We start from the raw sequence: 20,224 nt of genomic DNA, 5'->3' as shown, positions 1-20,224 counted from the left end.
GCCGCAGGAGGATCGAATGCAAGAGGATTTTGCGCCCGCTCCCACATCCGGGCTTGATCGCCGCGCCCTAGCGACGACGTCGAGCGGCGGCCAGCTCGTCGAAGCGCGGGCGGCGGGCCAGCCATTCGCGGCCACGCTGAGCGTCGATCAGGTCGAGAGCGATCCATTGGATGAGGCCGCGCGCCGAATCGATCATGCGTTTCACGGAATGCTCGCCAAAACGACAAATGGCGTCTCGCCCATGGCGCTTGGCAAGTCTTTCGCGGATTGGGCGGTGCATCTTGCGCTTTCGCCTGGAAAGCAGATGCAGCTCTTCGGCAAAGCGGCGCGCAAATCGGCCCGCTTCGGCGCGATCGCAGCCAACGCCTTCATGAGCCCGCGCTCACCGCAAAGCATCGAGCCGCTGCCGCAAGATAAGCGCTTTGTCGCGGAGGAATGGCGGAGCTGGCCCTATCATCTGTTCTCGCAAGGATTCTTGCTTCAGCAGCAATGGTGGCACAATGCGACGACCGGAGTCGGCGGCGTCACCAAGCAACACGAAAATGTCGTCGCCTTCACGATGCGGCAAATGCTCGACATGGTATCGCCATCCAATTTCATTCTCACCAATCCGGTCGTCCTACGCCGCACTTATGAAACCGGCGGCGCGAATCTCATCAAGGGCTTCGCCAATTTGCTCGACGATTGGAGCAAACTTCACGACAATGCGCCGCCCCGCTCAAGGGCTTTCGAACCTGGACGCAATGTCGCCGTGACGCCCGGCAAGGTGGTGTTCGCCAACCGCTTGATCGAACTGATCCAATATGCGCCGCAAACGGAAACGGTTCGACCGGAGCCGATCCTTTTCGTCCCGGCCTGGATCATGAAATACTATATTCTCGACCTTTCGCCGGGCAATTCCCTTGTTCGCTACCTCGTCGAGCAGGGTTTCACCGTGTTCATGATTTCCTGGCGCAATCCGGACGCGGCCGATCGCGATCTCGGGATGGAGGATTATCGCCAGCTTGGGGTTATGGCGGCGATCGATCAGATTTCCGCGATTCTCCCCGGCCGCAAGATCCACGCAGCGGGATATTGCCTTGGCGGCACGCTCCTATCGATCGCGACGGCGACCATGGCCCGCGACGGCGACAATCGCTTGAAGAGCCTTTCCCTTTTCGCGGCTCAACATGATTTCACCGAGGCCGGAGAACTCACGCTGTTCATCAACGAAAGCCAGGTCAGCTTTCTCGAGGAGTTGATGCGGAGCCAAGGCTATCTCGACGGCATGCACATGGCCGGAGCCTTTCAACTCTTGCGCTCCAACGATTTGATCTGGTCGAAACTCGTCCGCGACTATCTGATGGGCGAACGCGAGAGTCCCAGCGATCTCATGGCCTGGAACGCCGATGCGACCCGCCTGCCCTACCGAATGCATTCGGACTATCTCCGGCATCTGTTTCTCGATAACGACCTCGCGGAAGGCAGGTTCGAAACCGCTGGCCGCCCGGTTGCGCTGACCGACATCCGCGCGCCGATCTTCGCCGTGGGAACGGAGAGCGATCACGTGTCGCCGTGGCGTTCGGCCTTCAAAATCCATCTCCTAGCCGACGCCGACGTCACCTTCCTGCTTACCTCCGGAGGGCATAACGCCGGAATCGTTTCCGAGCCGAACCACAAGCGACGGCATTACCGGATTCGCACAAAGACCGAACGGGACATTTATCTCGACCCGGATCGGTGGATAGCGACGACAGAACCTCAAAGCGGCTCCTGGTGGCCGCAATGGGCGGCGTGGCTGGCCGCAGCATCGGGCCCAGATCAAGAGCCGCCGCATTTCGACGATCAGGACTCTTTGTGCGCCGCGCCTGGAACCTTTGTGCTCCAGCCATGATCCGCGCCCCCAGATTCCTTAAGCAGAATCGAAATTGCCCCTTGTCTGTTAGTTTTGACGCATGTCTTTAGCCAAAAAGTCTGCAACTTTTTGTCGTTATGCTCTAATGCTCTCGAAGCGCCTTTCGAATTCCCTGGACAAGCGCCCCACCTAGATGTGGTTTGCAAAATACCTGCAACACGCCGGCGTGCGCGGCCTTCTGCTCGATCGCTAGATCCGGATGCCCGGTGATGAGAAAGGCGGGAAGCAAGGAACGGCGATCCCGCAACTGCGCAAGCAACTCCAATCCATTCATCGCCGGCATATGATAATCGATGACGAAACAGCCTTTGACGGGCAGCGTGGGCTGCGCCAAGAGATCCATGCCGCTTTCAAACGCCTCAACGTCGAATCCCTCGGTTTCCAAAAAAAAGCGCAGCGAAACCAGAACCGGGCGATCGTCATCCACAAGGACGACTTTTGGAGCCTCGATCGAAGCGCGTTGGAAAAGGGTAGCCTGCATTAAAGCGTCTGCTGTTGCATTGGAGTTCAAGACGGCGCCGCCCATTTTTTGAAGTCTGCCGGAGATCGAACAGGGACGCGCTGATCTAGGTCAGATGCACACACGATGGTGGATCGCACATGGAGTCGCATGTCCTTCAAGATCAAAGCGAAATCTTCGCCTTCCTTGGCAATCCGGCGACCCACGGGCTCGCGGGGCCGGTGATCCGCGTCGACACGCATGGGGCGGCCGTTTTCCTCGCCGGCCGGGACGTCTACAAGATCAAGCGAGCGGTCCGCTTTCCTTTCATGGATTTCTCGACGCTGGACAAGCGCCGCCGCGCTTGCGAGAGCGAACTTGCCGTCAACAAGGCGAACGCGCCGGAGATCTACCTCGGGGTCACGCCAATTTCGAAGGACCAGAACGGCCTGAAGCTTGGCGCCGGGGGGACAATCGTCGAATGGGCGGTTCATTTGCGCCGTTTCGATGAAAACCGCACTCTGGATCATCTCGCCGATCGCGGCGAACTCGATTCTGCAATCATCGCCAAGCTTGCGGATGTGGTCGCCGCCGCGCACCGGCGCGCGCGCCCGGTCATCGAGGAACACGCGACGCTGGCGCTCCAAGCGCAGATCGAAGAAACTTTGCTCTCCCTCGAAGCCGCGCCCGATATCTTCCCCCCGCAAGGCGCCGCCCTGCTTCGAAACCGCATGACCCGCGATTTCGAGCGGCTTTCCCCGCTCCTTTCCGCGCGTGAAGATCAGGGCCTGACGCGCCGGTGCCATGGCGATCTGCACCTTCGCAACATCGCCATGATCGACGCCGCGCCGGTGCTCTTCGACGCGCTCGAATTTGATGAGAAGTTGGCGACTTGCGACCTTCTCTACGATCTCGGATTTCTGCTCATGGACCTATGGACGCGAGGACTGCGCGCTCATGCCAACTTGCTGTTCAACCGCTACTTGTCGACGCGCCTCGAAGCCGCCAACGAACTCGATGGCCTTGCCGCGCTGCCGCTTTTTCTTTCGTTGCGCGCCGCGATCCGCGCCAAGGTGACCGCGCTGCAGCCCGCCAGGGACGCCGGACATATAGCGGCGGCGCGCCGTCTTTTCGAATCGGCCTGCGATTTCCTGGAGCCGGCCAAGCTGGAACTGATCGCGATCGGCGGCCTGTCAGGGACGGGCAAGAGCTCGCTCGCAAGAGCTCTAAGTCCGTCGATTGGACGCGCTCCAGGCGCCCTGCATCTTCGGAGCGACATCGAACGCAAGCGCCTCTATGGTCTCCGCGAATTCGATCGCCTGCCGGACGAGGCCTATCGGCCGGAAATCTCGGCGAAGATCTATGAGCGTTTGCGCAACATGGCGGCCGTCGCGCTTGCCGCGGGCCAAAGCGTGGTGATCGACGCCGCGCATCTGAAAGCGGCAGAGCGTCTGGCCGAGGCCTACCTCGCCGGCCGCCGCCAAGCCTATTTCACGGGGCTTTGGCTGGAAGCGCCGACCGATGTTCTGTTCGAGCGGGTCGCCAGACGAAAAGACGATGCGTCGGACGCGACGCAAGCCGTGGTGGCTGCGCAGGCGCAAGAGAAAATCGGCGCGATGGATTGGGAGCGCCTCGATGCGTCAGCTTCGCGGGATTCTCTCATCGACCATGCGCTCGCGTCGATCCGCCGCAGCTCGCCGAGCGCGCCGCAGTAGATTTGTTTCAAATCTTCGGCGGCAGCAGCACCGCCGCGCCCTCGAGTCTCCCGGCGCGCAAATCCGCTAAAGCCTCGTTGGCTTGTTCGAGCGGGTAGGCCTTGGTCGAGGTCTCAACCCCTTCTCGCGCGACGAAGCCGAGAAAGTCGATCCCGTCCTGCCGCGTCAGATTGGCCACCGAGACGATCTGACGCTCCTCCCACAGGATTCGATAAGGAAAGCGCGGAATATCGCTCATATGGATTCCGGCGCAAACGACGACGCCCCCTTTGCGGAGGTTCGCAAGCGCCATAGGCACGAGGTCTCCGACTGGCGCGTAGATAATGGCCGCATCGAGCGGCTCAGGCGGCTTTTCGTTTGACCCGCCAGCCCAGGCGGCGCCGAGCCGCATTGCGAAGGTCTGTGCGCCGACATCGCCCGGGCGGGTGAAAGCGAAGACCGTTCGGCCTTGCTTTCTCGCCACTTGCGCGACGATATGGGCAGCGGCGCCGAAGCCGTAAAGGCCAAGGATTTTGCCAGGGCCGGCAAAGCCCAGCGAGCGCCAGCCGATCAAGCCGGCGCAGAGCAAAGGCGCAAGCGCCGCCGCAGAGCCTTGTTCGCTTAATGGAAAAGCGAAGCGCGCGTCCGCGATGGCATGGGTCGCGTAGCCGCCATTTCGGGTATAGCCGGTGAAAAGCGGCCGATCGCAAAGATTTTCCCGCCCGCTCGCGCAATAGGGACAAACGCCGCAAGTATGCCCGAGCCAAGGGATGCCGACCCGGGCCCCGACCTGGAAGCCCTCCACGCCGGGACCCAAGGCGTCGATGCGCCCAACGATTTCATGTCCGGGGATGATCGGAAGCTTGGGGTCCGGCAGTTCGCCATCGACGACGTGGAGATCGGTCCTGCAGACGCCGCAAGCCTCGATCCGGACCCTCACTTCGCCGGGGCCGGGGATAGGATCGGGCATTTCCTCGAAGACCAGAGGCGCGCCGATTTTCCGCAATGCCATGGCGTACATGGAAAGCCCTTTGACGACGAACTCAGGCTAGAGCGCTTCCCGATCAGATTCTATGAAATGCGGGCTCATTCTGCTCGAAAAAGCTCCGCCAATTCAATGCGCCAGCAATTGGCACCGGGCGGTTTGCTTAAGGAGATCGCGGGTGACGCCGCCCAGAATCCATTCCCGGAACTTGCTATGGCCATAGGCGCCCGCGACGATCAGATCGGCGGCTTCCTTGTGGCCGAGCGCGTCGAGTTGAGCGCCCGCGTGGTCGCGCAAAGGCTCGACAACGCCAACGCCATTCACGCCATGCCGGGCAAGCCAGGCGACGACGTCCTGGACCCGGCGATTGGCCTCCGCCGGATCATTATCCTCGTCGATTTCAGCGACGATCGCCTGCTGGCACGCGCGCAAAAATGGCAGGGCGTCGAAAACCGCCCGCCGCGATTCGCGCGTGTCCTTCCAAGCAATGAGAATCCGCTCGGCCCGCAGGATCGGGACTTCATTTGGAACGATGAGGAGAGGACGCCCAGTTCGCCCTATGAGGTCGCCCGGATCGATCTGAGGGGCCGGTTCGTTCTTGTCCTCGACTGACGTCTTGCCGATAATGACGAGATCGGCGGCGCGGCTTTGTTCGGCGATATAGACTGCCGGCTCCTCGAGCGCCGACCGCCACTCGATCTCCTTAGCGCGGCCCGCGAGCGCCGTGCGAAAACGCTCCTCGGCCTGTTGCACGCGCTGCTTGATCTCGGCGAGATTATCTTCAGCCACAAATGCCGCGCCATAGCCGTCCGTGGCGTAATACATGGGGATGATCTCGGCCTGCGCCGCGACGCCGATGACTCGCGCGGTGAATCGCTCGGCGAGATCGCCGGCGATCCTGAGGCGGGCGTCATTGCGCTGGTCCAGATCGAGGTGAACCATCAAGGTGGCGTAAGACATGACCAGCTCCCACTCGCGGCCTTCTTGGCCTCGGCATCCGCTCTAAAGCGTCTCTTGAAGTTAAATCGGCAGACGACTTAGCTGTCTGTCTTTGTGCAAAACTTTAAATGCAAACCGGACTCCGCTTCGCTCCAGATGTGTAGTTCGAAGGTCAAGCCGACGCGTTGATCCTAATCAAACAATCACCTGGGGCGTTGATCCGCCAGCCTGAAACCGATGCGCCGCGGAACCAGGCGCTTTCGGCGATAAAACGCGCCGCCATTCGATCCGATCCATCCGGGCGCGCGCCACGCTCCGCTTTGTCAGTTGAGGTTTTTTTTATCAGGCAAGGCCTGACAGGCGTAAAGATCAGTTCGATCGCTGCGCCGCATTGCAAATGGGCGGAGCGATGTTTTCGACGCGGTTAACCTTGTCGCATCGACAAACGCCCTACCCTTTCGCTCCCGCCCTCGCCGGGATTTCCGCCTTGGAAATGAGTTTTGTGGTGGATTGGCCGGGCGAAAGGTTCGCAAGCACCACCCTGCCGCCGCGCGCCTTGACGATATCGGCGCCCACCACCGTATCCTCGGTATAATCGGCGCCTTTGACGAGAATGTCCGGCTGCAAGACCTTGAGAAGCTCGAGCGGCGTATCTTCGTCGAAGAGGACGACTGCTGAGACGCCCTTGATGGCGCCGATGACCGCGGCGCGGGCAATTTCGTCTTGAACCGGACGCGACGGCCCTTTCAAACGACGCACCGATTCGTCGGAATTCAGAGCCATGATCAGGCGGTCGCAGGTTTCCGCCGCCTGCCGGATGAGAGAAATATGACCTGGGTGCAAAAGATCGAAACAGCCGTTGGCGACGCCAACGGTCAGTTTCTCCTTCGCCCAGGCCCAACGCAAAGCGGCTGCCTCGGCGAGGCCGACATGACGACCATCGTTCACTGAGGGAGACGCCATCTCCGAAGCGAGCGAGGCGTGCAATTCGTCCAGCGTCACGGTGGCGGTGCCGACCTTCGCGACCACGATGCCGGCGGCGTGATTAGCCATTTTCATGGCGTCGCGAATCGACAGCTGCGCGGCGAGAGAGGCGGCCAAAACGGCGATGACGGTGTCGCCGGCGCCTGACACGTCGAACACGTCCTGCGCCACGGTGGCGAGATGAATCGGCGCATTGCCGGCCGAGAAGAAAGACATGCCCTTTTCCGACCGGGTCAAAAGAATATTGGCGCCGGACATCTCCTGCGCGCGGGCGGCCGCGGCCGTCGCCTCTGCGTCGCTCTCGCAGGGAAGTCGCGTCGCGGCGGACAGCTCCTTGCGGTTCGGAGTGAGGATGGATGCGCCCCGATAGGCGGTGAGGTCGAGGCGCTTCGGATCGACCAGAACCTCCTTGCGCGCGGCGTTGCACCTGCCGATGATGGCGCGCAACACGCGTTCCGAAAGCGCTCCCTTGCCATAGTCGGAAAGAATGACGACGTCAGCCGGCTCGATCGCGGCGAAGGCGGCCGCGACCAGGCGATCTTCGACCTCTTCGCCAAAGGGAGACGTGTCTTCCTGGTCGACGCGAACGATTTGCTGATGCGCCCCAAGAACCCTCAGCTTGCGCGTCGTCGGCCGTCCGTCGACGGCGATCACTCCTGAGACATCGACGCGGCCGTGGTCGTGCAGGAGATTGAGGAGCTGGTCCCGCGCGCCATCCACTCCGGTCAAGCCGACGACATCGACCAAGACGCCAAGGGTCGCGAGATTCGCCACCACATTGGCGGCGCCGCCCGGCACTGATTTTTCCGACAGGGAGCGAACCACCGGCACCGGCGCCTCCGGCGAGATGCGGCTGACGTCGCCGTGCAGATAGCAATCCAAAATGAGATCGCCGATCACCGCAGCCCGACAGGTCGCGAAGCGATCGAGAAATGGGAGCATGTAAAGTCCAATCCGCGGGCTGAAGCGAACCGAAGCCGGAGCGCTATGCAATGGGTGGGCGACAGGCAAGCGACGATGCGGGAAGCCGCCATGCCCATTGCCGCCATGCCCATTTCAAGTCAAAATTCGAGCATGGCCTGCGAGCGGCGTGCGGTTTTTCGTACATCATCAAGCGCAAATACAAATGCGAAAGATTATAATCGAGCGACCCTGAAGCGGCCTAGCTCTAATGCAAAATTGCTGTTTCGTCAGCTCAAATCTGACAGTTGACAGTCAACGCTTTCTTACTCGCTCCGCTTTTGCCCCACTAATGTCATTTATCTTGCAAGAATCGCGTTCAAGCAAAAGCCGCTCCGGTCTCGCCAAAATGGACGTAAGTCTAGAGCGCCGACCTCTCTTCGGATGAAAAGCCGCGCGACAGTTCCGCGCCCGCCAGAAACAGGTGGTAAAGCGAACTCGCCGGGACATAGCCGACAAGCGGCCGCCGCGCCGCATCCAGTTGGTCGATCCAGCCCCCCTCAAAGGGCCTGTCGAGAAAGTTTTCCAACAAGGCGTCGCTCATCGCCGATGCGAATGACGCCGCATCGGCGTCGCCGAGCAAATGCCGAGCGACCGCCGCTTTCGCGCCTTCCGTATGCGGCCAGATCCGGTGCGAATTCTTCAGCACGCTCATATCGGTCGCGACCTCGTCGAACACGAGCCCATTTTCAGAAAGGCCGGCGCCGCGCGCGCTGTGATCAAGACGCTTGATCCAGAATTGGAGGTCCTCGCCGGACAGCTTTTCGTACTCGCGCAGGAGCCACACCCACTCGAAGTGATGGCCGGGCTCGAAAATCCGGCGTTTCACGGCGTCAGGATGAGCGCTCCAGTCCTGCGCGAAATATTCCAGCAGGACGCCCGGATCGGCAAGGAACATGCGGTCTTGAAACAAAGCGACAAGTTTTTTGGCCCGCTCGATATAGCCTTTGCCGGGAGCCGCAACCTCCAAGGCGAGATAGGATTCCAGGAGATGCATATGCGGATTTTGCCGCTTGCACCGATCTTCGATGGGAGCCTGGTCGAAGAGGCCGCCGTGCGCTCGATCCTCGAGATGGGCGTCGATAAACGCGATCGTCTCATCGGCCATTGCCACGAGGCGGGAATCGCCGTTCAAGCGGTAGACCCAAGCCAGGGCGAAAAGAATGAAGGCATGCGCGTAAGCATCGCGAACTTTTGAAACAGGAGCGCCTTCGGCGTCGACTGAAAAAGCGAAACCGCCCATGGCGCCGCCACCATCGCGAAAATCGCGCAGCAGAGAGTCCAAGGCGATCTCCGCAAGGCGCGCCCCTTCTGGAAACCAGCCAAGATAGGCCGCATGGGCGAAGACATAGATCTGCCGGGCCTGCGCCATGGCCCGTCGCGGAACCGCGCCGACTGGCCCGCCGCTCCAATCCAGGCGCTCGTGAAAGCATCCGCGCCTTGCGTCAAAACCGGCCGTCGACCAAAGCGGAAGCGCCTTTGAGATCAGCCAATGATTGAAATTTTTCGCACTGGCGCGGGCCTGCGTCAATCCGCTCGAACTGAGGGAAGAGCCTAAATCCGGCGCGATGGCTTTGTCTCGATTGGTCATGCGCCAACACATAGCCGCGAGTTTGGAGCGCTGTCTAGCTCGCGCCCCCAATCCTCTCCCCGGTGATGGCGGGGCCGGCTGATTGCGCTCGAGCGGATCACGCGGCCCGCGCCTGCCGCGTCGTATCGATCCGGTAGGATAGAGCTTCGGCCAAATGCAAGCTTCCGACCCTCTCCGTCGCGTCAAGATCGGCGATGGTGCGGGCGAGCTTCAAGATCCGATGGAAGCCGCGCGCCGAGAGATGCAGGCGGTCGGAAGCGTCGCGGACCAGCGCGAGACCGCCGGCGTCCGGTTGCGCCACCGCCTCGATGACTGCCGAAGGCGCCGCAGCATTCGATCCGATTCCCGGCAGCCCGAGTTCTGCGTAACGGCGCACCTGAATCGCGCGGGCGGCGGCGACGCGCGCGGCGACCTCCTTTGAGCCTTCCGCAGGCGGGGGCAGCATCAAGTCTGCGGCGGCGACAGCCGGGGCCTCGACATGAAGATCGATGCGGTCAAGCAAGGGACCCGAAAGGCGCGCCAGGTATTGGGCGATGCAGCGGGCGTTCGGTTGCCGGTTGCAGGCGAATCCGGGGTCCGTCGCATGGCCGCACCGACAGGGGTTCATCGCCGCGACAAGCTGGAACCGCGCGGGATAGACAACGCGATGATTGGCGCGCGCGATTGCGACTTCGCCGGTTTCGAGGGGCTGGCGCAGGCTGTCCAGCACCTGCGGCTGGAATTCGGGCAATTCGTCGAGAAAGAGAACGCCATGATGGGCGAGAGAAATTTCGCCCGGCCGCGCCCGCGAGCCGCCGCCAACCAAAGCGGCCATCGACGCCGAATGATGCGGCGCGCGAAACGGACGTCTGTCGGTGAGCGCGCCGCCGGCAAGATCGCCCGCGACCGAGTGGATCAGCGAAACCTCGAGAAGTTCGCGCGGGGACAGCGGCGGCAGGATCGACGGCAGCCGCGCGGCGAGCATCGACTTGCCAGCGCCTGGCGGCCCGTTGAGCAAGAGATTATGGCCTCCGGCAGCGGCGATCTCCAGCGCGCGCTTGGCGCTTTCCTGACCCTTGACGTCGCGGAGGTCCGGCTGCGTCCCCACCGCGCTGCGAATGGCCGGGCGCGGCGGCGCCATGACCTGCGTCCCCTTGAAATGATTGACCAACTGGATCAGGGAAATTGGGGCCAGGACATCGATGTCCTGGCTGGCCCAGGCGGCCTCCGGGCCGCTCGCCTGCGGGCAGATAAGGCCGTGGCCGCGAGCGTTCGCAGCGATGGCGGCGGGGAGAACGCCGGTGACGGCGGTGATGGTTCCATCGAGCGCGAGTTCGCCCAAGACGGTGTAATTCTGCAAGGCGTCTTGCGGAATGGCTCCGATGGCGGCCATGATGCCGAGCGCGATCGGCAAATCATAATGGCTGCCCTCTTTCGGCAGATCGGCCGGGGCCAGATTGACCGTAATGCGCTTGGCTGGCAAAGCGAGGCCAGAGGCATTCAGCGCGGCGCGCACTCTTTCGCGCGACTCGGCTACGGCCTTGTCGCCGAGGCCGACGACGGTAAAAACCACATTGCCATTGGCGATTTGCACCTGCACATCGACGGGCCGCGCCTCGATGCCTTCAAACGCAACCGTCGCGACCCTGACGACCATTGGGCGAACCCCGCAATGCAGCTTGCCCGAAGCTTAGCCGAGATCAAGCCCGCGCGCAAGAACAACTAGGGAACGAAAATTGATCTTATGGCGTGCATCGATCTGGCGACCGCGCTAAAGCACGCTCCGCGCGATGCTTTGCTCTGCTTCCTCGACGGCCTGCGGCGTGCCGACATGCAGCCAGAGTCCGTCGAGTCTTTGACCAAATAGCCTGCCCTTCTCGGCCGCCTGAAAGAAGAACGGCGCGAGCGCGTAGACCTCTCGGGTCTCGTTCTCGAAAAGTTCGCTCTTGATGATGCCGACGCCGGTATAGACGAAAGGGGCGACCTGACGCTCCTCGCGCCGCGTCAGGCGGCCATCCGTCGCCATCAGGAAATCGCCCGGCCAATCGACTCCAATGCTCGCCGTCGTCGCCGCGACGAGCAGCAGAATGTCCATTGCGCCGGGGTCCCAGGCCGCGGCGAGGCGGCGCAGATTATCCTTTGGCCCTTCAATCCAAAAAGCGTCGGTGTTGGAGAGAAAAAACGGCTCGGGCCCCAGCAAGGGCAAGGCCTTGCCGATCCCGCCGCCTTGATCGAGAAGTCTTTCGCGCTCGTCCGAAATCAGGATTTTGGGCTTTATTCGGGCGCCAAGATGCGCCTCGATCTGGTCCGCCAAATAATGCACATTGACAATTGCGGTGCCGACCCCGGCCGCCGCGAACCGGTCAAGCATATGGTCGATCATCGGCTTGCCCGCCACTTTGATCAGCGGCTTTGGCATGGTTTGCGTCAAAGGGCGCATCCTGCTGCCAAGACCCGCCGCGAAGACCATGGCTTTGCCGGGCATGAAAGAGGACATCGTCTCAACAGCCTGTTGCGGTTCGCTCAGGGGGCGGGATCGAAGATCCTCGGCAGATGCGTCTCATACCAGATCTTGAGGTCCGCCAGAATCGGATGAGCAAGGTCCTTGACCAAATATTTTTCGACATGCGGCAGATGGACGAGATAATCCGGCCTGTGGTCGCGCGCATCGAGGCGGGCGAAGATCCCCAGGATCTTGGTCGCCCGCTGCGCCCCGAGAACGGCGTAGGCGCGGGCAAAATCGGCCATGTCGAAGCCGGGGTCCGCCTCTCGCCGCAGGCGGGCGTAATGAGTGAGCAATTTCAATTCGATGACATTTTGAACGTCAACCCGCCCATCCTGCAGCAGCGAGACGACGTCATAGGCGGGATGGCCGAGGACGCAGTCCTGGAAATCGACCATGCCGACCTTCGCAACGCCTTCGCGCTCGGCCAGCCAGATAATGTTAGGCGAATGATAATCCCGCAACGTCCAGGTCGTCCGCGTGGTGACGCCCTCCTGCAGCGCCCGGCGCCAAAGATTGACGAAGGTCGCCTTGGCGCCGGAGGCGAGTTGGATGCCGGCGACATGGGGCGCATACCAGTCGAGCAACAGTTCGACCTCGATCGAAAGCGCATCGAGGTCATAATTTGGAATTCGATAGGTCTCATTGTCGTCGACCGGCAGCGTGTCGGGAAGGTTCGCATTGTGCAAGGTTGCGAGCGCCGTCACCGCCCAGGCGTAGCGCTCCTGATTCACTCCATCTTTGCCAACAATCGGCTCCGAGCCGAGATCCTCCAGTAGAATCAGTCCGGCATGGAGGTCGAAGGCGAAGATCTCCGGCGCTGACAATCCCTGCTGGCGCAGGCCCTGGTCGATTGCAATGAAAGGCCGGATGTCCTCAGCGAGCCGCGCGATCGCGCTATACGGCTTGCCGTAGCGCAGCGGCGGTCCATCCGACTGCTTTGGCGAAATCATCAAGATGGCGCTTCGTCCATCCGGCTTGACCAAGCGCTCATAGGCGCGCCTCGAAGCATCGCCCTGCATGAATTGACGCTCCGCGTCGCTCCAGCCGCTGCGCTCGAGGATGTCGTGAATCGCCTTGGCCTTGCCGAGCCGCGCGGCGAATGCCCCGATGCCGGTCAAGGTCGCCGCGCGGAAGGATTCGCCGCGATCGGGGTCAAGGTTGAATTCGATATCAAGCCGATCGGCCTTCAGAAATTCCCCGGCCCGGTCCGGCCATTCGACGAGAACAAGCGCCCCCTCGGAGGCCTCTTCCCAGCCAAGTTCCGCGAGTTCATCAGGCTTGCCGATCCGGTAGAGATCGGCGTGAACGATCGGATAGCGCTCGCCCTCATAGACCTGCATCAAGACGAAGGTCGGGCTTGGAACTTCAAGATCGGGCTCGCCCGTGAGGAGGCGAATCAGCGCGCGGGCGAAGGTCGTTTTCCCGGCGCCAAGATCGCCGGACAGGGTCACGAGATCGCCTGGACCAATCAATGCGGCGACATCGGCCGCAAGCTCCCGAACGCTCGCCTCGCCCTCGAGAGCGCGCGGCCAGATCGTATCGGGCTTGGTTTCCAGCGCCGCCTCAACCGCCATCGCGTTCATACTCCCTGCGCTGTTTCAACCGCCGCCAGCTTCACACCCTCGGCTGGAAAGATGCAAGTGACGGTCGTCCCTTCGCCCGGCGCTGTGTCGATCAAGATGCGGCCGCCGTGGAGCTCGACAAAGGATCGCACAATAGAAAGGCCAAGCCCGACGCCGCGGTGGCGCGAACCCGTCGTATGCGTTTTGAAACGATCGAAAATATGTTCGACGATCGCCGCCGGCATGCCGCGTCCCTGATCGGTGACCTTGAATACGATTTCATCGCCGCGCCGCAAGGCCGCAAGATCAACAAACTGGCCCGGCGACGAAAAGCCGATGGCGTTGGACAAGAGATTAAAGAGGATTTGCCGGATGCGTTTGCCGTCGGCGATAAACGCGCCGACGCCGTCCATGACCGAGACGCGCAACGTGAGGCTCGTTTCATCGAGGCGGTCTTGCACGCCCTCGGCCGCGGCCTGCATCGTTTGCGCAATGTCGACTTCCTCGAGCGACAATTCCATCGCATCGGCGTCGATCGAGGCAAGATCGAGAATATCATTGATGATCGCCAGGAGCGCCGACGAGGATTTCATCACATAGCCGGCATATTCAAGCTGCTTCTTGTTCAGCGGCCCGACCGCCGGATCGCCCAGAAGCTGGATGAAGCCAATGATATTGGTTAGCGGCGAACGCAATTCGTAGGACACATGATGGACAAAATCGTTGCGCAGCTTTTCGGCGTCGATCAGCGCCTGGTTTCGTTCGGTCAGCGCTCTTTCGACATTCACCCCTGCCGTCGCATCGATGAAGGTGAGAAGGGTCGCGCCATCGGGCAGCGGCGCGGCCGCGCAATCGAGGACGGATCCGTCGCGGCGCGCGAGGCGGCGTTCGAACCCAAGGCGTTGATCCTGCAGCCCGGCGACGACTGCGCGTAAATCCTCCCAGGCTTCGTTATCGGCGAAAAGCGGTGCGCAGATCGCCGCCACGCGATCGATATGCGGCCGGTCGTCAAGCTGATTTGACTCGAGCGTCCACATGCGCGCGAAGGCGGGATTGAACAGTTTCAGGCGGCCATCGCTGCCAAACACGGCGACGCCTTCCTTGAGCGTATCAAGGGTTTCGCCCTGCACCCGGATCAGAGCGTTGAATTGGGATTCGAGGTGGAAGCGCTCCGTTACGTCGTCGAAAAGATAAGTGACGCCGCCTTGCGGATTGGGATTGATGACTATGCGCAAGGTCCGTCCATCAGGCAGGTACCAGGCCTGCTCGTCCGTCTCGAGCGATTGGTAGGCGTCAAGAAGGGCTCTCTTCCAGGCGCGGAAATCGGCTTGTTCGGGCAAGAGCCGCGCCGCGCGCAGCCGGTCGAGGATTTCGGAATCGGTTGGATGTTGATCGAGCCAGGCCTGATCGAGCGCCCATAGTTGGCGATAGGCGGCATTGTGAAACACAAGGCGCTTCGAACGGTCGAAAATGACGACGGCGGTCGAAAGCTGATCGAGAGTGCGCGCATGCGCCTGCATTTCACGGTCGAGCGCATCGCGCATGGCTTCGATCTCGGATACGTCCATGGCCATCCCGACAGAAGCGGTCCCAGCTGGCGCATCGACGATGTCGAGCATCCGCCGCTCGCCGACAACCACCGCAGGCGCACGTCCACGCCAGATGGCCCTGGCGGCGCGCGCCTCGGCGCTCGCATCGCGCGCCGGACGGTCGAGAAGCTCGATGCCTCGCGAGACGGCCGCGGTTGGATCCTCGGCTTCGACTGCGCGGGCATAAGCGGCATTGACCCAGGTCAGCCGGCCTTCGCCATCGCGCACCCATGCCGGATTTGGAACCGCGTCGAGCATCGCCCACAAGGCGTGAAGTTCTCCTATCGTTCGCACCTGCAGCTCGTGCAATCGAATGAGTTCGAGGCGATCGCCGGAAACATCTCGGATGCGCATGACGGCGAGGCCATTGACCGGGCGACCCTCGGCTTCGAGATGGCGTCCGCTGAGGCTCGTCAGCGTAAAGCGGAAGGCTTCGCCGCGATCGCGCAGCTTCGCGAGGCAGGCGTCGAGGCTTTGCGCCAAGTCGGGGGCCAGCCACGACCCGAAGGCAAGCACGCGCCGGGCATTCGATGCGTCGGTCACAAGGCCGAGATCGCCCTCGATGTCCGGCTCCTCGCCCGGCCGATCCCAGGCGATGACAATCTGCGATTCGGCGGCAAGAAAAAGTTCAGCGCGGTCAAGTCTGGCGCGCAAGGCGGCGAGCTCCAAATTGAGCGCGTTCTCGCGGCGCATCCACCGCCGCCGTCCGGTCAGATGCAACAGGGCGGTGAGAGTCGAAAAAAGAACCAGGCCGATAATCAGCGCGATGGCCGCGACGTCCGCGCTCTGGCGCAGTCGGCCAGCAAGGCTGGTCTCAGCGAGAAGGGGGTCCGGCCAGAAGCGCACCGCCAGCGCGGGCGCGCCAAGGCAGACAAGCGCGGCGCAACCGCCAAGCCCCTGGCCCAGGCGCAGCCAGGATAGCCGCCGCCAAATTCTCGCGCCTCGCTGGCGCCAGCGCCACCCCATCCACGCCTCCCGGTGCGGTCCCGACCCAAGCCCGCCGCCCGCCGAATTCTCTCACTCTAGCGATAGAATGAATTCTTGAGAATCCCGTAAATGGAGAGCGCAACGGCTTCCACCATGTCCGTGCGGCAGGATTTCGGCGTCGGAAGATGCGGACTAGGGCGTGGACACAGCCGAAAAATCCGGCTGCCGACATCCTGCTCAGCGGCGCCAGCGCGCCTCCCTATTCAGCGGAGTTGGGCGCCGCTTTAACTTCTTCCGCATTTTTAATTCTTAATGCGCTCTGGTTTCCACATTGCCAAAACATGCGCTTGCGCCCGCAATGGCCGGAGCTCTCAAAAAAACTGAATAAAATCTCGTTCAATGCGTGAACTAAATTAGAATTAATTTGGCTTCCGTTCTAATCCGCCGCCCCCAGGATTGAAATTGGAATCTAAAACTTTTTGAGCGTAGGCGGCCTCACGTTCCATATCAAGAATCCTATTTTCGCACGTTTGCCATTCCCCGCGCCGGCATTCCTTGACCCTGCACCCGAATTCGCACATCGCAAGCTCCATCGGCACGTCCTGGATGACATATTTCCTCAAGAGGTTCTTGAACCACTCGAACATATCGGCTGTTCCTCCCAAATTCCATCCACTCACAGCCAGCTAAGGCGCTCTTATCCAAACGGCGGCCAGCAAGATCAAAGACAAAATGCATAGGTGGCGGAGGGAGCGTCCGCCCGACTTTTATCGTATTGATTTGAACTATATGAAGCTACTCAACGAATTGAACGCCAAGGTTATCGCGTCATGAGGCGACGTCAACGATCTGATCGCATGGCCCGGACCACAGTTGCTATATGTCTTCAACTTTCATCCATCGAAACCGCATTGCAACTGCTTAAGCGAGATCAATCGGAACCGGCGTTGGCAAGGCGGCGGGCAGAGCTAATGCCCGAGGTTGCAGGCCTTGTCGGTGGTGGTCGAGTTCGGCAGCGCTGGATTGGTCACAGCCGTGTGGACCTGCGTCGCATGAGCGCTGGTTGGATCCGGCTTTGTGTACGCCCAAACGCCGGTGCTGTATTTCAAATCGCAGCACCAAGCCTTACTCGACTGCTGAAAGGGCGCCGTCGACGTATTGCCGTTGCAATAGATTATGTTGGTCGTGTTCGTGTTCGGTATTGAGTGCGAGCTATTATCCCATTTGGGCACGCCAGCATTGACTTGCGGAATCGTAAATTCCGTGAACGGCGGCGCCTTGGTGATCGTGAACGTATAGGTTTGCGGGGCGCTCTTATTGTAGCCATTGTCGATAAGGTACACGGGGCACGAGGAAGGATCGCGGGCGTTGATGATAAACGCCGGATTCAATTCGTTGACTGGCTTGTCGTGGGCCAAATCGTTGACGCAGACGCGATAGCTCGAAAACCTGATTGGAGATTGCGCCGAATATCCGAGCGCAATATTGATCGGCGGCTCGGCCGGAAATTTATTCTCAAGATGCTCCAAGCTTGCGAAATCAATGATATATCCCGTTGCCTCAGCCTGAATGTTGCCCACGGCGTCGTCGACCGAATAGGCATATGCGCCGGGTATGTCCAGATAGGTCTTGTTGTGAATGAGGTTCACCCACGGGTTGAACACGTATGCCGGGCTGGGCAGAGTCCCGTAGTTCAACTTATCGAATTCGAGCTTGACCTTCAGATATTTGGTATAATCTTTAGGTTTGCCTCGCGCCTGGGTCCAGTAGCCCGGCGTGTCCTCCAGCAAGTTCGCCGTCGCGCTGCACCCTTTGCCCACTTCATTCGCCGCGGTCCACGGAGCCCATCCATAGGCATGCGATATGATCGCATCGTCTGTTTTCGGAACGGCGGTTCCTGTGCAGGTCTTGTTTTTGATGAGCGCGACATATTGATTGTAATTCGCAACGATGAGATCCCGCACGTCGAGGAGGGCGTCGCAAAATGTCGTGGACCCTCGATCGCTATGGCGGCAGGACGCGGTGTATTTCTTCCAATCGGTCCGCAGATTCTCAATGGGAGCCCACAATTTATTGGGCCACTGCGGCGGCGCGGTCAGATCGGGCGGGGGGTTCGGGCTAGGCGGGCTCAATCTCGCAAATACTTCAAGCGGCGAGGCGAATTTCAGAATTGTTTCCGGCGGCGTGCTATCCGTATAGGTGACCACGAATTGCGGCCAACCCGGATAGTCCGTCTTGAATTTATTGAGGCGGGCCTGGGCGGTCGCCATCGCCATAGGCGAACCGACATAACCGACCTGATCGTTCTGGTATGGCCCCATCGCAGCCGGCGCATAGGCGACGTTGACGTAACTCACGTCAAAATCGGCGTTGCGGATGTCGAGCGAATTTGGCGGGGAATCATTAACGACCTTTTGCGCCTGCCGGGCGCCGAGGGTCGCTTCGATGAGCTGGCTCGGGCCGTTCTTCGGCAGCGTGCCCATGGTATCCTTGAAAAATACCAGTTTGCACGGCACCGGGCAGGTCGGCCAGGTGGGGTTCGCCGCCAGCGACGTCAGCGGCGTCTGGCCCGTCCTCGATTTTGATTGATAAGCCTCAAGATACGCCTTTGGCGGCGTCGACGTCGGGCTGGTGAACAATTGTATGTTCTGGCCCTGCCACCATTCCGCATATTGGTCGTTCGCGTTCGGGCTTACGGAAGCAACCAGTTGCGTATAAAGGGGAAGCGTGATGACCACGCTTTGGTGCGGTGCGATGCCGCCGTCCGGATTGATGTAGAATCTGTTGGTCAACGTCCGCGGGTACTGATGACTGGGTATTTGACTGTTCGGCACCTTGCAGATCGCCTGGATCCAGACATCCTCGGCGCCGAGGCCGGTCTCAAGCTCGGGAAAGAGATATTGATCGTCGGAATCGTTGTAAATCTTGATCGTCATGGTGGGCGGCGTAACGGGGCACTGGACAAGCGCCTTCGCGGGGCAAACGGCAGCTAGAATCGCCCCGACGAAAAACGCTGCGAGGCCCACCGCCGCCTTCGGCTTATCGTTTCCAACCCAATTCATCGACATTCTCCAGATAGCGCCGATTGAAAACAAACCTGCACCTGTTCGTGGTTATTGGCAAGCCCCGATCGCCGCGGAGACGTTGGCGAAAAGCGTAGGACGTTCCGAGGTCGGGCGGAACGCTGAAGCTCCCAAATTTTCCGTCGTTAAGACGCATCTTTCGCCTGGCTTTTGATGGGATGCGCGACGCCGGACGCATTAAGCTGACGATGCAACTTGCGGTGGCTGCAGTTCCGCGATCATCCCCAGAATGTCTGCGAAGAGGTTGCCTGAAATGGCGGCTTCGGCCATTCGGAATGCGACATAGCGCCTGTGGCTAACGACCTTCGCGCCGATCTTGATCAGCTTTTCCTTCAGGCTCGTCAGCGACCAATCCTTCATCGGCTCCGGCGTCGCCAGCGCGCGCAGAAAATTACCGAGATTGTAGGTCAGCGCATGAAGTTGAAGGCGGACCGTGTTGGCCGCAAACGCGCGGCATAAGAACCGCGTCCGTCTGACCGCGCCCTTGCCTTCCTTAATCCACCGCTGACATGTCCCCTGCTTGTTGTAGAAGGACAACATTCTCGGGAGGCCTCGCCATGTTGGTCACGATGAAGCCGACGCGCGGACAAAGTTCGCCCAAATGCCATTCCACCGTGGCGACCACCCGGCGCGGCTTAGCGATCGTCATCGCCCAGCGCGGGCCAACGATATTCACGAGGCGGTTGCGACGCTTGATGGTTGGGCAGACGAGGAGGCTCTGGCGCAAGCGGAGCATATTTGCCGGTGAGGGAGTGACAAGAGTGAAAGCAACCGCCATGCCGAGCGTAGATGATCTCTTAAAAGGCCGCCATTTTGACCGCGAGATTATCATCCTCTGCGCGCGTTGGCGTCTTCGGTTCAAGCTTACCTTCCGGGATCTCATGGAAATGATGGCCGAACGCGGATTATGGCCAGCGCCGCAGGATCCCTTTGAGGAAAATCCGATTTTCCTGATGCTGAGGCTCCCCGGCGACACTTGGGTCAGGCTGGCTATATGGCTTGCGATCGGTCTCGTTATCAATTTTGTTTACGGCATCAAGCATAGCCGTATGACGCAGGAGACCGAGGCGCCCGCGCCGGCCGAATAAACCG

The 20,224-nt window shown here is 60.9% G+C and carries 13 protein-coding genes and 2 pseudogenes; 4 read left to right on the top strand and 11 right to left on the bottom strand.

Features of this window, described 5'->3' with window-relative positions:
- Positions 1 to 16: 16 nt before the first annotated feature.
- Entirely contained in the window at positions 17 to 1,873 is a 1,857-nt protein-coding gene (locus DL86_RS01040; RefSeq protein WP_084572612.1) for a PHA/PHB synthase family protein, read from the top strand.
- Positions 1,874 to 1,976: 103 nt separating this feature from the next.
- Here DL86_RS01040 and DL86_RS01035 read toward each other — a convergent pair whose 3' ends face one another.
- Entirely contained in the window at positions 1,977 to 2,375 is a 399-nt protein-coding gene (locus DL86_RS01035; RefSeq protein WP_051952528.1) for a response regulator, read from the bottom strand.
- A 119-nt stretch (positions 2,376 to 2,494) separates the two neighbouring features.
- Between DL86_RS01035 and DL86_RS01030 the strand changes: the two genes are divergently transcribed.
- Complete coding sequence (locus DL86_RS01030; protein WP_036257328.1) at positions 2,495 to 4,048, top strand: bifunctional aminoglycoside phosphotransferase/ATP-binding protein; 1,554 nt, start codon at positions 2,495 to 2,497, stop codon at positions 4,046 to 4,048.
- 7 nt (positions 4,049 to 4,055) lie between these two features.
- Here the strand turns inward: DL86_RS01030 and DL86_RS01025 are convergent, their stop codons facing one another.
- The 10 genes and pseudogenes from DL86_RS01025 to DL86_RS00965 form a co-directional block, all read right to left on the bottom strand.
- Positions 4,056 to 5,048 carry a zinc-dependent alcohol dehydrogenase family protein gene (locus DL86_RS01025; protein WP_036257326.1) on the bottom strand — a complete coding sequence of 331 codons (993 nt, stop codon included), beginning with the start codon at positions 5,046 to 5,048 and terminating at the stop codon, positions 4,056 to 4,058.
- Between the two features lie 93 nt (positions 5,049 to 5,141).
- Entirely contained in the window at positions 5,142 to 5,972 is an 831-nt protein-coding gene (locus DL86_RS01020; protein WP_036257324.1) for a universal stress protein, read from the bottom strand.
- Positions 5,973 to 6,401: 429 nt separating this feature from the next.
- Positions 6,402 to 7,877: a D-glycero-beta-D-manno-heptose-7-phosphate kinase gene (rfaE1, locus tag DL86_RS01010; protein ID WP_036257321.1), complete on the bottom strand. Its 1,476-nt coding sequence runs from the start codon at positions 7,875 to 7,877 to the stop codon at positions 6,402 to 6,404.
- 379 nt (positions 7,878 to 8,256) lie between these two features.
- The gene (locus DL86_RS01005) at positions 8,257 to 9,486 is read right to left on the bottom strand and encodes an AGE family epimerase/isomerase (RefSeq protein WP_051952463.1); all 1,230 of its coding nucleotides are present in this window, start codon (positions 9,484 to 9,486) and stop codon (positions 8,257 to 8,259) included.
- 97 nt (positions 9,487 to 9,583) lie between these two features.
- The gene (locus tag DL86_RS01000) at positions 9,584 to 11,122 is read right to left on the bottom strand and encodes a YifB family Mg chelatase-like AAA ATPase (protein ID WP_036257319.1); all 1,539 of its coding nucleotides are present in this window, start codon (positions 11,120 to 11,122) and stop codon (positions 9,584 to 9,586) included.
- Positions 11,123 to 11,236: 114 nt separating this feature from the next.
- Positions 11,237 to 11,962, bottom strand: a complete 726-nt coding sequence (locus tag DL86_RS00995; RefSeq protein ID WP_245276163.1) for a nucleotidyltransferase family protein — start codon at positions 11,960 to 11,962, stop codon at positions 11,237 to 11,239.
- A gap of 26 nt (positions 11,963 to 11,988) precedes the next feature.
- Positions 11,989 to 13,545, bottom strand: a complete 1,557-nt coding sequence (tsaE, locus tag DL86_RS00990; RefSeq protein ID WP_036257968.1) for a tRNA (adenosine(37)-N6)-threonylcarbamoyltransferase complex ATPase subunit type 1 TsaE — start codon at positions 13,543 to 13,545, stop codon at positions 11,989 to 11,991.
- 5 nt (positions 13,546 to 13,550) lie between these two features.
- Entirely contained in the window at positions 13,551 to 16,088 is a 2,538-nt protein-coding gene (locus DL86_RS00985) for a sensor histidine kinase (protein ID WP_084572610.1), read from the bottom strand.
- Positions 16,089 to 17,017: 929 nt separating this feature from the next.
- Positions 17,018 to 19,111: a hypothetical protein gene (locus DL86_RS00970; RefSeq protein WP_156964412.1), complete on the bottom strand. Its 2,094-nt coding sequence runs from the start codon at positions 19,109 to 19,111 to the stop codon at positions 17,018 to 17,020.
- A gap of 198 nt (positions 19,112 to 19,309) precedes the next feature.
- Positions 19,310 to 19,784: pseudogene (locus DL86_RS00965) on the bottom strand (transposase); the annotation flags it as partial.
- 124 nt (positions 19,785 to 19,908) lie between these two features.
- Between DL86_RS00965 and DL86_RS20385 the strand changes: the two are divergent.
- Both DL86_RS20385 and DL86_RS19025 read left to right on the top strand, forming a co-directional pair.
- Positions 19,909 to 20,040: pseudogene (locus DL86_RS20385) on the top strand (IS6 family transposase); the annotation flags it as partial.
- On the top strand, positions 20,014 to 20,220 hold the full coding sequence (locus tag DL86_RS19025) for an amino acid permease C-terminal domain-containing protein (protein WP_084572651.1): 207 nt from the start codon (positions 20,014 to 20,016) through the stop codon (positions 20,218 to 20,220). The pseudogene DL86_RS20385 and the gene DL86_RS19025, both read left to right, overlap by 27 nt.
- The last annotated feature ends 4 nt before the right edge of the window (positions 20,221 to 20,224 follow it).

Source organism: Methylocapsa aurea (genome assembly GCF_000746085.1).
GTDB lineage: Bacteria > Pseudomonadota > Alphaproteobacteria > Rhizobiales > Beijerinckiaceae > Methylocapsa > Methylocapsa aurea.
This window is presented reverse-complemented; position numbering and strand designations above follow the sequence as displayed.